The 13,839-nt window shown below is 62.6% G+C and carries 14 protein-coding genes and 1 riboswitch; of the genes, 3 read left to right on the top strand and 11 right to left on the bottom strand.

Annotated elements, in window-relative coordinates; genetic code table 11:
* Window positions 1–89 precede the first annotated feature (89 nt).
* From xerD to H7U37_RS00125, 10 genes are all read right to left on the bottom strand, one after another.
* Complete coding sequence (gene xerD, locus H7U37_RS00170) at window positions 90–974, bottom strand: site-specific tyrosine recombinase XerD (protein WP_204872643.1); 885 nt, start codon at window positions 972–974, stop codon at window positions 90–92.
* A 20-nt stretch (window positions 975–994) separates the two neighbouring features.
* Window positions 995–1,627: a hypothetical protein gene (locus tag H7U37_RS00165; protein WP_338049719.1), complete on the bottom strand. Its 633-nt coding sequence runs from the start codon at window positions 1,625–1,627 to the stop codon at window positions 995–997.
* Between the two features lie 259 nt (window positions 1,628–1,886).
* Complete coding sequence (gene scfB / locus H7U37_RS00160; RefSeq protein WP_204872639.1) at window positions 1,887–3,248, bottom strand: thioether cross-link-forming SCIFF peptide maturase; 1,362 nt, start codon at window positions 3,246–3,248, stop codon at window positions 1,887–1,889.
* A gap of 168 nt (window positions 3,249–3,416) precedes the next feature.
* Window positions 3,417–3,557, bottom strand: a complete 141-nt coding sequence (scfA, locus tag H7U37_RS00155; protein ID WP_204872638.1) for a six-cysteine ranthipeptide SCIFF — start codon at window positions 3,555–3,557, stop codon at window positions 3,417–3,419.
* 64 nt (window positions 3,558–3,621) lie between these two features.
* Window positions 3,622–4,038 (bottom strand): TIGR04086 family membrane protein, encoded by a 417-nt coding sequence (locus H7U37_RS00150; RefSeq protein WP_204872637.1) that lies wholly within the window; start codon window positions 4,036–4,038, stop codon window positions 3,622–3,624.
* Window positions 4,039–4,113: 75 nt separating this feature from the next.
* Window positions 4,114–4,452 (bottom strand): preprotein translocase subunit YajC, encoded by a 339-nt coding sequence (gene yajC / locus H7U37_RS00145; protein ID WP_243413706.1) that lies wholly within the window; start codon window positions 4,450–4,452, stop codon window positions 4,114–4,116.
* 69 nt (window positions 4,453–4,521) lie between these two features.
* Window positions 4,522–5,652, bottom strand: a complete 1,131-nt coding sequence (tgt, locus tag H7U37_RS00140; protein WP_204872636.1) for a tRNA guanosine(34) transglycosylase Tgt — start codon at window positions 5,650–5,652, stop codon at window positions 4,522–4,524.
* Between the two features lie 13 nt (window positions 5,653–5,665).
* Entirely contained in the window at window positions 5,666–6,061 is a 396-nt protein-coding gene (locus H7U37_RS00135; RefSeq protein WP_204872635.1) for a hypothetical protein, read from the bottom strand.
* A gap of 304 nt (window positions 6,062–6,365) precedes the next feature.
* Window positions 6,366–7,412, bottom strand: coding sequence for a tRNA preQ1(34) S-adenosylmethionine ribosyltransferase-isomerase QueA (queA, locus tag H7U37_RS00130; protein WP_204872634.1), 1,047 nt, complete (start codon window positions 7,410–7,412; stop codon window positions 6,366–6,368).
* 3 nt (window positions 7,413–7,415) lie between these two features.
* Window positions 7,416–9,059: a SpoIID/LytB domain-containing protein gene (locus H7U37_RS00125; RefSeq protein WP_204872633.1), complete on the bottom strand. Its 1,644-nt coding sequence runs from the start codon at window positions 9,057–9,059 to the stop codon at window positions 7,416–7,418.
* A 103-nt stretch (window positions 9,060–9,162) separates the two neighbouring features.
* Window positions 9,163–9,345: riboswitch (Lysine riboswitch) on the top strand.
* 175 nt (window positions 9,346–9,520) lie between these two features.
* Here H7U37_RS00125 and asd point away from each other — a divergent pair.
* The 3 genes from asd to dapB are packed head-to-tail and all read left to right on the top strand — an operon-like array spanning window position 9,521 to window position 12,273.
* A complete protein-coding gene (gene asd / locus H7U37_RS00120; protein ID WP_204872632.1) occupies window positions 9,521–10,612 on the top strand; it encodes an aspartate-semialdehyde dehydrogenase in 1,092 nt (363 codons plus the stop codon).
* Window positions 10,613–10,616: 4 nt separating this feature from the next.
* A complete protein-coding gene (gene dapA / locus H7U37_RS00115) occupies window positions 10,617–11,510 on the top strand; it encodes a 4-hydroxy-tetrahydrodipicolinate synthase (protein WP_204872630.1) in 894 nt (297 codons plus the stop codon).
* Between the two features lie 7 nt (window positions 11,511–11,517).
* Entirely contained in the window at window positions 11,518–12,273 is a 756-nt protein-coding gene (dapB, locus tag H7U37_RS00110; RefSeq protein WP_204872629.1) for a 4-hydroxy-tetrahydrodipicolinate reductase, read from the top strand.
* Window positions 12,274–12,603: 330 nt separating this feature from the next.
* On the opposite strand, the gene tyrS is transcribed toward dapB, so the two are convergent.
* Window positions 12,604–13,833 (bottom strand): tyrosine--tRNA ligase, encoded by a 1,230-nt coding sequence (gene tyrS, locus H7U37_RS00105; protein ID WP_204872628.1) that lies wholly within the window; start codon window positions 13,831–13,833, stop codon window positions 12,604–12,606.
* Window positions 13,834–13,839 lie beyond the last annotated feature (6 nt).

Raw genomic sequence — 13,839 nt, 5'->3', positions numbered from 1 at the left:
TTGCCCCGCCGATGGCGGCAAGCCCACAGTGTTCCTATGAAAAGAGGTCAGGGACCCAACTTTCCGGGTTCCTGACCTTTTCTTTTTCTTTATCCGATTTTCGCCCTGGGATGGGTGCGGCGGTAGAGCTGCTTGAGGTCCCGCCCCACCACCTGGGTGTAGATCTGGGTGGACGAGATGTCCGCATGGCCCAGCATCTCCTGTATGGCCCGCAGATCGGCCCCGTTCTCCAGCAGATGGGCCGCGAAGGAGTGGCGCAGGGTGTGGGGGGTGATGTCCTTTTGGATGCCCGCCTTTTCCTGGTACTGCTTCATGATCTTCCAAAAGCCCTGCCGGCTCATCCGCTCCCCGCTCATGTTCACAAAGAGGGCCGTCTCGTCGGGCCGCTCGATGACCTGGGGGCGCACACGGGTCAGATAGGCTTTCAACGCCCGCACCGCCGCCGGATAGAGGGGAATGAGCCGCTCCTTCCGGCCCGGACAGCGCAAAAGTCCCCCCGCCAGATCCACGTGGTCCACATCCAGGGCGATGAGCTCGCTGACCCGGATACCGGTGGCGTAGAGCACCTCCAGCATGGCCTTGTCCCGGCAGCCCTTGGGCTCGCTCATGTCGGGCTGGTCCAAAAAGAGCTCCGCCTCCTTCCGGGTCAGGATGGCCGGCAGCTTGCGCTCCACCCGCACCGACGTCAGACCACGGGCCGGGTTCTCCTCCACCGCCCCCTCCCGCAGCAGATAGCCGTAAAAGGATTTCAGCGAGGCCAGCGACCGGGTTACCGTGGCCGCCGATTTTCCCTGGGCAAACAGGCTGTGGCTGTACCCCTCCACGTCGGCGCGCACCGCGCCCTCCGCCGGGATGCCCCGTACCTCCAGCCAGTGCAGATACTGCCGCACGTCCCGCAGATAGGAGCTGGACGTGTTGGGCGAGGCTTTCTTTTCCTCCAGCAGGTAACGCGCAAAGGCTTCATAGCAGTCCATACCCACCATCCTCTTCTTTTTCAGGATAACCGGAGCAGCCGGGCGGCGCCCATCACCAGCGACGGCACCGCCGCCCATTCCAGCAGCACACACACCGCCAGCCCCCCGGCGCACACCCCGCAGCACAGCCAGTACCGCCGTCCGTAGGGCAGCAGCCTGCGCCGCTCCTCCACCATGCGCAGCGCCAGCGTCCGGGCGGCCAGCAGGCTCTGCACCCCCAGCACAAAGAGGACCGGCACCGCCACGCAGCCCGACACCCCAAAAACCAGCGCCGCCAGCAGTCCCCCCGCCCCGCCGTAAAAGCGCACGAAGGAGCCGATGGAGAAGCCCAGCAAAAAGCCCCGGACGCCGAACACCGCCGGGATGCCCACCAGTCCCACCGCGCTGAAGCCCAGCAGCAGCACCAGCAGCGGCCAGCGGATCACGGACCAGACCTGGGCGGGCAGACCGGGCACGCTGAGGGTCCCGGCCTGGGCCGTGGCCAGAAAGGCGGACAAATAGGACGCCAGACCGGCCGCCGCTTCCTCCTCCGCGCCCGCCGCGGACAGAACGCCCAGCAGCCCGCCCCCCAAAAAACACAGGGACAGCACCGCCAGCGCCGTCAGGCGCCCATCGCCGGCCGTCCAGCCCTTTCCTGTTTTCAACCGCCTCACCTCCCGGCTATCCTATGCGCCGGCGGGTGGGGTTATGTGGTGATTCCTTTTTGTAATACTATACCCCACCCCGTCCGATTATGCAAGCGGTTCCTGCCGCCCCTCCCCGTTTTATACGCTCTGTATACCATGTTATGTATACTATATTATGTAAACTTTATAAACTGGTAAAAAGTGAGGTCCTCCCGCCCTCTCTAAAAAGACACAAAATATAGCGGTATACAAAACGTATACCGCTATATCTCGTATTCCGTTTTCCTCAGTCCGCCAGGCCCGCATCAATAGCCTTGATGGCGATGGCACACTCCAGACGCTTGCGCTCCAACTCGCAGCCCACCTTGTGGGGATGCTGGATGTTGCCGTTGACCAGCAGGTTAGACGCCGAGCAACCGCCGGAACAGTAGAACCGGGCCCAGCAGTTGCGGCACTCCTCCCGGGTGTAGATGTTCAGACCGGCGAACCGGCTGGACAGTTCCTTGTTGAAGGTGCCGTCATACACCGAGCCCAGCTTGTATTCCTCGTTGCCCACGAACTGGTGGCAGGGATAGATGTCCCCGTCGGGGGTGATGGCCACATACTCGCAGCCGGCCCCGCAGCCCCGCAGCCGCTTGATGACGCAGGGGCCCTGGGACAGATCCACGTTGAAGTGGAAGAAGTTTACGTCCCGCCGGTCCCTCAGGTACTCCGCCAGGCGCTCATATTCCGCCTTCAGCTCGGGAAGGTCGCTCTCCTGGATGGCGTAGGGGTCGCTCTCCTTCCCCACCACCGGCTCCACCGACACATACTTGCCGATCTCGGTCAACGCCTTCACGTCCTCGGCGAAGTCCTTATGGAAGCGGGTGAAGGTGCCCCGCAGGTGATATTCCTTGTCACCCCGCTCCGCGATGAGTTTTTTGAACTTGGGCACGATGACGTCGTAGCTCCCCTGTCCCCCGGCGGTGGGGCGCAGGTCGTCGTTGACCTCCTTACGGCCGTCGATGGACAGCACCGCGTTGGACATTTCGCGGTTGATATACGCGATGTTCTCGTCGTTGAGCAGCATCCCGTTGGTGGTGATGGTGAAGCGGAAATGCTTGTTGTACTGCTCCTCCAGAGAGCGGGCGTAGGCCACCGTCTCCTTTACGGTGTCCATGGCCATGAGGGGCTCGCCGCCGAAGAAGTCTACCTCGATGTTGCGCCGGGGGCCGGACTTCCGGACCACGAAGTCGATGGCCTTTTTGGCGGTCTCCACGCTCATGGTCATCCGATGTCCGGTGCCGAAGTCGCCGGTGCCGGCAAAGCAGTATTTACACCGCAGGTTGCAGTCGTGGGACACATGGAGACACAGGGCCTTGACCAGGGCCTGCTGCTGCATGGACGCGGCCTTTTCCCGGTCGATGTAGTCGTCCTCCTCGAAAAGCAGCCCCTGCTCCGCCAGACCCCGCAGCTCCTGCCACGCCTCTTCCAGATCCGCCGGGGCGTACTGGGGGAGCTTGGCCGCGATGTCCGCCGGGCAGTGCTCCGCCATGGGGGGCGTCGCCTGCTCCAGGAGATGGTAAGTCAGCTCGTCCAGCACGTGGACCGCGCCGCTGTTCACGTCCACCGCGATGTTTACCCCAAGAGCCTGAAACGTATGTACCATGTTCTATTCTTCCTCCAAATTATATTTGTAGCATTTGCATCTTCATCTATATACCCAGACATCCAAACAGAAAGACAGCGCTATCTCCTATCTTCTATCTCATAACTCCTAACTCACAAAAAGAGGCGGGATCTCTCCCGCCCCTTTTCTCTGCCAAAGGTCAAGCAATTACCGGTTCTCGCACTTCTGGTTGGCCACGGTGCAAGAAGTCTTACAGGCGGACTGGCAGGAGGTCTGGCACTCGCCGCAGCCACCGTGAGCGGCGCTCTGCTTGAGAGTCGCGCCGTTGAGCGTCTTGATATGCTTCATTTATTTTCCCTCCCATGTCTAGGATATCGCATTTATTATAGCATAGCCTCCAAAGGATTTCAATTTATTTTCGTCTTTTTTTCCGGCCCAGCGCCGCCCGGCTCACCAGGCCGCCGCAGCCGCCGCCGCACAGCGCCCCCAACAGCAGGCCCAGGCCCCCTTTTTCCAGGGGGAGCGCCTGGAACCAGAGCGCCCCCACCGTCAAAATCAGCAGAAACAGCACGCCCCCCGCCGCCAGACCCACCGGCAGCGAACGGCGGGCACAGCGCACCGCCGCCGTGATCCCGCCGGCCAGACCGCCCGTCACGCAGGCTCCCACCGCCAGCTGATACCCCGCCGACTCTGGCGCATAGCCCATGGAGACGGCCCAGGCGCAGGCCAGCAGCACCGCCAGCGCCGCGGCAAACGCCACTCCGCCGCCCAGCAGCACGCCGCCCCCGTAGCGCAGCACCCTTGTCCCCTGATGTTCCTCCTTACCCATAAAAAACGCCCTCCCTTTCACAGAGCTTCCCACGGGAAGTCTATGACGGGAGGGCGGTGTCCATGCCGGACGTTTTTACTTTGCGTTCTCGCTGGTCTGGGCGCCCTTGTTGGAGATGGCCCACTTGGTGAACTCCATCCGCACCCGGTCGGCGCCGGTCTCGATGACGATGGTCTCTTCCTTCACCGCGCAGATGGTGCCGACGATGCCGCCGATGGTGGTGATGACGTCTCCCACCGCCAGCTCGGAGCGCATCTTGGCCGCTTCCTTCTTCCGCTTGTTCTCCGGGCGGATGAGCATGAAGTAGAACACGGCGATGAGCACCACCAGGGACACGCCCATGGAAATCCAGCTGCCGCTGTTATCAGTGGCGGCCTCGGCGGACAATACCGCACGCAACAGATCGATGGTCAAATGAATCTCCTCCAAAAATCAATTCCTACTTATTATAAAGCAGACCGTATCGTTTGGCAAGTCCTTTTCTCACAGCTTCTGTTCCAGCTTGGCGGAATATTCCGCCCGGAAGTCCTCAAAAGAACCGTTGTCCAGATGTTCCCGGATGCGCGCCATGAGGGTGTTATAAAAATGCAGGTTGTGGAGCACCGCCAGGCGCATGGCCAGCATCTCGCCGGCCGCGAAGAGGTGGCGCAGATAGGCCCGGGAGAAGTGCTGACACGCCGGACAGTCGCAGGTGGGGTCGATGGGGCGCTCGTCCAGCTTGTACTTCTCATTTTTGATGTTGATGGCCCCTTCCCAGGTGTAGAGCTTGCCGTGGCGGGCGTTGCGGGCGGGCATGACGCAGTCGAAGAAGTCCACCCCCCGGTGGACCGCCTCGATGATGTTGGACGGCGTGCCCACCCCCATGAGATAGCGGGGCTTGTCCTTGGGCATATGGGGCTCCACCGCGTCGATGACGTCGTACATCACCTGAGTGGGCTCCCCCACCGCCAGGCCGCCGATGGCGTAGCCGTCGCAGTCGATCTTGGCGGTCTCCTGCATGTGCCACACCCGGAGGTCCGGGTAGGTGGCCCCCTGGTTGATGCCGAAGAGCATCTGCCGGGGATTCACCGTGTCGGGCAGGGCGTTGAGCCGGTCATGCTCCGCCTTGCACCGCGCCAGCCACCGGAGGGTCCGCTCACAGGAGGCTTTGGCGTACTCGTAGGCGGCGGGATTTTCCACGCACTCGTCAAAGGCCATGGCGATATCGCTGCCCAGATTGGACTGGATCTGCATGGACTCCTCGGGGCCCATGAAGATTTTACGGCCGTCGATGTGGGAGGCGAAGGTGACCCCCTCCTCCCTGATCTTCCGCAGGCCGGCCAGGGAAAAGACCTGGAATCCCCCCGAGTCGGTGAGAATGGGACCGTCCCAGTCCATGAACTTGTGCAGCCCCCCCATGGCCCTGACCACCTGGTCGCCGGGGCGCAGGTGGAGGTGATAGGTGTTGGACAGCTCCACCTGACATCCGATGTCCTTCAAATCGTGGGCGGACACCGCGCCCTTGATGACGCCCTGGGTGCCCACATTCATGAAAACCGGGGTCTGCACCGTGCCGTGGGCACAGGTGAACACACCCCGGCGCGCACGTCCCTCTTGCTTGATGACAGTAAACAAACGTAACCCTCCGTTATTCCTCGTGTGCGTCCTCTTGCTCCGCCTTGGCCGCCTTCCACCGGCGGATGGCCCGCACCAGCCAGGCCAGGCCCGCCCCGATCAGCATGGGCAGACCCACAAAGCAGAAAATAAAGCCGGAAAACCGGTCCGTTGGCAGAGAGGCCATCTGCTCCGCCGACAAAAACCAGCCGTTCCACCGGGCTTCCCCGTACAGGCAGAACAGAAACGCCGTCAACAGGGGCAGCACCCGCAGCGCCGTCTGCTTGATCCGGGTGATGGCCAGCATCTGAAGCAAAAAGCCGGACAGGCCCAGCATCAAAATGCCCAGACAGGTGGCCCATCCGGCGTTCAGCGGGTGCAGCAGGGATTCCAACAGAAATTCCAGCACGGATACCGTAGCGCAGTCCATGAAAGAGCTCCCCTCTCGGCCGGCCCCGCCACGCGGCAGGACCGGAACAGAGAAAAGCCCCGTTTGAGGGGCCCTTTCTCATCCAATTTCTTCAGCGTGTCCGAAAACTCGCCATTTTATTTATTGTACCCTATCCGGCCCCGGTTTGTCAATTACAGGAATGGCAGGCGCGGCGGGGACACGGGCTAAAACTTTCCACCCATTTGTAGGGGCGACCCTTGTGGTCGCCCGCCAGCGTTGCAGGGAGAACACGGGCGGCCATAAAGGCCGCCCCTACGAACCAGCCCGCCCTATCTTTTATCTCTTATCTCTTATCTTTTATCTCATCCGTGATGAACATGGCGTCCCCAAAGGAGAAAAAGCGGTATCTCTGTTCAATGGCCTCCTGATAGGCGCTCAGGATGTGCTCCCGCCCCGCCAGCGCCGACACCAGCATCACCAGGGTGGACTCGGGCAGATGGAAATTGGTGATGAGGCAGTCCAGCACCTTGAACTTATAACCCGGATAGATAAAAATGTTGGTCCACCCGGCGCTCTCCTTCAGGGTCCCGTCCTCCGCCGCCCAGCTTTCAATGGTCCGGCAGGAGGTGGTGCCCACACAGATCACCCGTCCCCCGTTTTTGCGGGTGTTATTGATGATGTCCGACGTCTCCTTGGAGATCATGCAGTACTCCGAATGCATCTCGTGGTCGGTGATTTCGTCCTCCTTCACCGGCCGGAAGGTGCCCAGTCCCACATGGAGGGTCACATAGGCCAGCCGGACCCCCATGGCCTGGAGCTCCGCCAACAGCTCCCTGGTGAAGTGGAGCCCCGCCGTGGGCGCCGCCGCCGAGCCCACCTCCCGGGAGTAGACCGTCTGATACCGCTCCGGATCGTTGAGCTCCGCCTTGATGTAGGGCGGCAGGGGCATCTTGCCCAGCTTTTCCAGGGTTTCAAGAAAAATCCCCTCGTAGTCAAAGCGGATGAGCCGGTTGCCGTTTTCCAGCACCTCCGTCACCTCGGCGGTCAAGGCCCCGTCCCCAAAGGAGAGCTTGGCCCCCGTCCGCACCTTCCGGCCGGGACGGACCAGACACTCCCACACCTTCTCCCCCCGGTCGATGAGCAGCAGCACCTCCACCGCGCCGCCGCCCGGCGCCCGGTGGCCCAGCAGACGGGCGGGCAGCACCCGGGAGTCGTTGAGCACCAGACAGTCGCCGGGGCGGAGCAGCTTGGGCAGGTCGTAAAAGTGCATATGGGCCGTCTCGCCGGTGGCCTTGTCCAGCACCAGCAGCCGGGAGGCGTCCCGCCGCTCCAGCGGGGTCTGTGCAATCAGTTCTTCCGGCAGGTCAAAGTTAAAATCCGATGTTTTCATAGCTTAGTAAACGTCCACTCCTGTGTAATAAAATTCCAGAATCTCATCATAAGTATACCCCTGCTTGGCCATGGCCTTGGCGCCGTACTGGCTCATGCCCACGCTGTGGCCCCAGCCGGTGCCTGAGAGGGTGTAGGTGCTGCCGCCGCCGGCGGTGGTCATGGCCGAGACCCCGCTGCTGGTGATGACGTAGGGCAGGTCGGGCAGCTGGGACACGCTGCCGTCCCCCGAGATGGCATACAGCCCGCTGAGGCTGGACGCCGTGCTCCCACCCGCCAGCGAGACGCTGCCGCCGGTGCCGCCGGTGCTGGTGATGGAAAAGCGGATGGACCGGAGGACGGAGGTACCCAGAATGGAGCGGAGGGTGGCGCCGGGAATGGTCCACGACTTGCCCGCCGTGTCCACCACCTTCACCGACTTTACGTTGCCGGTGGGGGTGAGCTGGGACACCTGGAAGGAGGCGATGGAGGCGCAGGAATAGCCCTTGGCCCGCAGCTTGTCGGCCAGCTCGCTGGCGGTATAGCGGACCGTCCAGTTGTAGTTGGTGATCTCGCTGGCGACGGACGCCTCATAGGGGTCCACCACCCCCCGCAGATAGGGCACGGTGTTGGTCCACACGTTTTCCGAGTTCTCGGTGGCCCCGCCGTCGCTGGAGAAGTAGGTGGCCTCGATGAGGGAGCCGTTATACCAGATGCACTCCCCCTCGGTGGCCGCGGCGGCGGCGTTGCTGTTGGCCGTCACCTGGCTGGTGCCGTGGTAGGCCTGGCAGTCGGTCTCGGAGCACAAATCGAAGTGATAAGTGCTGTGCTTGTTCAGGTTGCGCAGGGCGTAGGTCCGGGCGCAGCAGGCCTGGGCCTTCAGGGCCTCCACCGGCCAGGAGGCGCTCATCTCCCAGGTGATGACGCAGGAGATGTAGTCCTCCAGATCCACCATGTTCACCACCGTCAGGTCCCCGCCGTTGATGCGCTCATACCGAAAGCCGCCGTAGTATTTATATCCCTTGAACCAGGTCACCGGGTCGCTCTTGCCGGTGGTGTCGGGCAGCACCCCCAGCGCCTGGCTGGAGCCGCCGTCAAAGTGGAAGAGAATGGCGGTCTTGCCCGTCTCCACCACCGACACGGCGTAGTCCCCCGCCTCCACCACCTGGGCGTCGGTCAGCCCCAGGGCGGTCTGGGCGGCCTGGGCGTCGGCCTTGCTGGCCCAGCTGCCCACCCGCACCTGCCACTCCCCCGCCACCCAGGCCGGGAAGCCGCCGCTCAGCGCAGCCGCCGCCTTTTTCGCGGCGTCAAAGTCGGCGTAGGCCCCGGGCAGCTGCAAGTACCAGCAGCCCACCAGGGTCCCCCCCGCCGTGGCGGTGTAGCTGCCGCCGGAGAGATACAGGTTCTCCGCCTTGAGCATGGTCAGCTTGTCAATGCCGGTGACGGCGGCCAGCTGGACAAAATCGCCGTCGCTGTCAAAGTAGCCCAGGCGGTAGCCCGAGCCCACGCTGTTTTGCAGGTTGGCCGCCGGCAGCGCGGTGCTGCCGTAGGCCAGGCCGATGCGGATGACGTCGGTCTCGGCGGCGGCAGCCTGCACCGGAACCGCCGGCAGCAGCAGCGCCCCGCCCAGACACAGGGCCAGTGCCTTCTTCCAGATCTTTGCGTTCATGGTTCTACTCCTGTTCTCTCGGGTGAAATGTGGTTTGATTTTTCGATTTACTCCGGCAAAGCGTATTGACATCCCTTTCCGGCTGTGTTAGTATGAAGAAAATAAGCAAGATAGAGGTTGCGGCGTTCATGTGTAGCGCGGGGAGGGCTCCCAGGGCCCGCCGATCCGTACCGCGAAGGGGAACGCCGCCGAAGAGAAGTCCCGCTCGGGAGGGCTTTCTCTGGACGCGGTGGCGAACAGCGCCGCGGCTGTCACCGGTTGGGCCCGGTGGAGCGCTGTCTGCTTTTGCAATATGGTGGCGGGGCATCATATCCCTGTCATTATAGTACAAAATCAGCCGGTCTGTAAACCCGCTGATTTTCTTTTTTTCCCCGCCCGGGACGGACCGCCCGTCCGCCCCTCTTTCTGGACTATTTCAGGCTTTTCTGAATAGAGTATGGTTATTGGAGGTTTTTGCAACAATGGAACAGTATAAGGTAGGCGTCATCGGCTGCACCGGTATGGTGGGCCAGCGCTTCGTCACCCTCATGGAAAACCACCCCTGGTTCAAGCTCACCGCCGTGGCCGCCAGCCCCCGCTCCGCCGGCAAGACCTACGCCCAGGCCGTGGAGGGCCGCTGGGCCATGGATACCCCCATCCCCCAGGAGGCGAAAAACCTCGTGGTCCTCAACGCCGAGGCCGACATCGAAAAAATCGCCTCCATGGTGGACTTCGTCTTCTCCGCCGTGGACATGAAAAAGGAGGAGATCCAGGCCCTGGAGGAGGCCTACGCCAAGCACGAGTGCCCCGTGGTGTCCAACAACTCCGCCCACCGCTGGACGCCCGACGTGCCCATGGTGGTGCCCGAAATCAACCCCCAGCATCTGGAGGTCATCGCCGCCCAGCGCCGCCGCCTGGGTACCCGGCGGGGCTTCATCGCGGTAAAATCCAACTGCTCCCTCCAGAGCTACGTCCCCGCCCTCCATCCCCTGCGGGCCTTCGGCCTCTCCAAGGTGCTGGTGTGTACCTATCAGGCCATCTCCGGCGCGGGCAAGACCTTCCAGTCCTGGCCCGAGATGGTGGATAACGTCATCCCCTACATCGGCGGCGAGGAGGAAAAGAGCGAGAAGGAACCCCTCAAGCTGTGGGGCCGCGTGGACATGGAACAGGGCGTCATCGTCAACGCCGACACCCCCTCCATCACCGCCCAGTGCTTCCGGGTGGCGGCCTCCAACGGCCATATGGCCGCCGTCTTTGCCAGCTTTGACAAAAAGCCCACCGAGGAGGAGATTCTCAGCGCCTGGCAGTCCTTCCGGGGCCGCGCCCAGGAGCTGGACCTCCCCTCCGCCCCCAAGCAGTTCATCCACTACTTTACCGATCCCAGCCGTCCCCAGACCCGCCTGGACCGGATGACCGAAAACGGTATGTCCATCTGCACCGGTCGCCTCCGCCCCGACACCCAGTACGACTATAAGTTCGTCTGCCTCTCCCACAACACCCTGAGAGGCGCGGCGGGCGGCGCCGTGCTGCTGGCCGAGCTGCTGTGCGCCGAGCAATATATTACAAGGAGGTAACGCCATGAGAGAGCCCATTTTCACCGGTACCTGTACCGCCATCGTCACCCCCTTCGACGAGAGCGGCGCCATCAATTACGACGCCTTCGGCGCCCTCATCGACAACCAGATCCAGCGGGGCGTGGATGCTATCTGCGTCTGCGGCACCACCGGCGAGAGCGCCACCATGAGCATCCGGGAGCACATCGCCGTGGTGGAATTCTGCGTCAAGCGGGCCAACCACCGGGTGAAGATCATCGCCGGCGCGGGCAGCAACGACACCTCCGCCGCCGTCTACCTCTCCCAGCACGCCCAGGACTCCGGCGCCGACGCCCTCCTCCATGTGACACCTTATTATAATAAGGCCACCCAAACCGGCCTTATCCGCCACTATGAGTACATCGCCGACCGGGTGGACCTGCCCATCATCCTCTATAACGTCCCCTCCCGCACCGGCGTCTCCTTCACCGCCGAGACCTACAAGTATCTGGCCCAAAATCCCCAGATCAACGGCGTCAAGGAGGCCAGCGGCAACTTCTCCCTCCTGGCCCACACCCGCTGCGTCTGCCCCGACGACTTCTACATCTGGTCGGGCAACGACGACCAGGTGGTGCCCATGATGAGCCTGGGCGCCAAGGGCGTCATCTCGGTGGCCTCCAACCTGGTGCCCGAGATCATGGTCAAGATGAGCCACCTCTGCCTGGAGGACCGGTTCACCGAGGCCGCCCAGCTCCAGATCGGCTATATGGACCTGATCGACGCCCTCTTCACCGAGGTCAACCCCATCCCCATCAAGGCCGCCATGAATCTGGCCGGACATCAGGCCGGCGGACTCCGTCTCCCCCTGTGCGACATTTCGGACAAAAACCTGGAGGTCCTTAAGGCCGCCATGGTCCGCGCCGGCGTCATCGGAGGATAAGAACGCCATGACGAAACTACTCATTTCCGGCTGCAACGGCCACATGGGCAGGGTGGTGGCCGACATCTGCGCCGAGGACCCCGACGTGGAGGTGGCGGCCGGCTTCGACCTGCTGGGCGCCGGCGACCGGCCCTTCCCCGTCTTTTCCTCCCCCGCCCAGTTTACCGGCCAGGCCGACGCCCTCATCGACTTCTCCTCCCCCGCCGCCCTGGACGGCCTGCTGGACTTCGGCAAGGACAAAAAGGTCCCCCTGGTCCTGGCCACCACCGGCTACTCGGAGGAGCAAATCGCCCAGATCAGCGACGCCGCCCAGGTCATCCCCATTTTCCGCTCGGCCAACTTCTCTCTGGGAATCAACGTGCTGTTGGACCTGGTGAAAAAGGCCGCCGCCGTGCTGGGGGGCGGGTACGACGTGGAGATCGTGGAGCGCCACCACAACCGCAAGGTGGACGCCCCCTCCGGCACCGCCCTCATGATCGCCGACGCCGCCGCCCAGGCCCTCCCCTACGAGGCCCACTACGTCTACGACCGCCAGTCGGTCCGTCAGAAGCGGGACCCCCACGAGATCGGCATCTCCGCCGTCCGGGGGGGCAACATCGTGGGCGACCACGAGATCATCTTTGCCGGCCGGGACGAGGTCATCGAACTCCGCCACTCCGCCATGAGCCGGGAGGTCTTTGCCTCCGGCGCGGTACGGGCCGCCAAGTTCCTCTCCACCGTCCAGGAGCCGGGGCTGTACGACATGGGAGAGATTGTGAGTTAGGAGTGAGGAGATAGAAGATAGGAGATAGGGAAGGTTGGTGGAGACCGCTTCCCTGTCCCGCTCCTTGTCCCTTTCCCCGTGGTATGCGTGTTTGCATATCACGGGGACTTTTTTATGCTCTGCCCTCTTGATATAAAAAGCCCGTAGGGGCGATCCTTGTGGTCGCCCGCCGTCCATGCACGGGATTACGCGGGCGGCCATAAAGGCCGCCCCTACAAACTACACAAAAGTTTTGTTTTGTTGAATAAAGAGAAGAAAGAAAAGGCCGCGTCAGAGGCGGTACGCTTTCCTGTCCCCCGACGCGGTCCTCTATCTTTTATCTTTTATCTCTTATCTTTCCAGGCTTGCTCTGTGGAATACCTTCTTGCCCTTCTTGATCATCAGGCCCTCCTCGCCGAAGGAATCGGCGGTGAACGCGGTATTCACATCGGACACCTTCTCGCCGTTGACGGCCACGCCGCCCTGCTCCACCAGACGGCGGCCCTCCTTCTTGGAGGGGATCAGGCCGCATTTGAGCATCAGGTCCAGCACGCCGATGGAACCGTCGGTCAGGTCGGCGGCGGTGAGGGTGGTGGTGGGCACGTTGCTCATGTCGCCGCCGCCCACAAACAGAGCCTTGGCCGCGTCCTGGGCCTTTTTGGCCTCCTCGGTGCCGTGGACCAGCTGGGTCAGCTCAAAGGCCAGGATCTCCTTGGCGGTGTTGAGCTGGGCGCCCTCCCACTTGTCCATCTCGTCGATCTGCTCGATGGGCAGGAAGGTGAGCATCCGCAGGCACTTGAGCACGTCCGCGTCGCCCACGTTGCGCCAGTACTGATAGAAGTCGTATGGGCTGGTCTTGTTGGGGTCCAGCCACACCGCGCCCGACTGGGTCTTGCCCATCTTCTTGCCCTCGGAGTTGAGCAGCAGGGTGATGGTCATGGCGTGGGCGTCCTTGCCCAGCTTGCGGCGGATGAGCTCGGTGCCGCCCAGCATGTTGGACCACTGGTCGTCGCCGCCGAACTGCATGTTGCAGCCGTAGTGCTGGAAGAGATGGTAAAAGTCGTAGGACTGCATAATCATGTAGTTGAATTCCAGGAAGCTGAGGCCCTTCTCCATGCGCTGCTTGTAGCACTCGGCCCGGAGCATGTTGTTCACCGAGAAGCAGGCGCCCACGTCCCGCAGCAGCTCCACATAGTTGAGCTTGAGGAGCCAGTCGGCATTGTTCACCATCTGGGCCTTGCCCTCGCCGAACTCGATAAACCGCTCCATCTGCTTTTTGAAGCAGTCACAGTTGTGCTGGATGGTCTCGGGGGTCATCATCTGGCGCATATCGGACCGGCCGGAGGGGTCGCCCACCATGCCGGTGCCGCCGCCGATGAGGGCAATGGGCCGGTTGCCCGCCATCTGGAGGCGCTTCATCAGGCACAGGGCCATGAAGTGGCCCACATGGAGGGAGTCGGCGGTGGGGTCAAAGCCGATGTAAAAGACCGCCTTCCCCTCGTTGATCATCCTGGAAATCTCTTCCTCGTTGGTCACCTGGGCGATGAGGCCCCGGGCCTTCAGTTCTTCGTAACAAGTCATGTTCAT

Origin of the sequence: Pseudoflavonifractor phocaeensis, from assembly GCF_016901735.1 — a bacterium.
Lineage (GTDB): Bacteria > Bacillota > Clostridia > Oscillospirales > Oscillospiraceae > Pseudoflavonifractor_A.
This window is presented reverse-complemented; position numbering and strand designations above follow the sequence as displayed.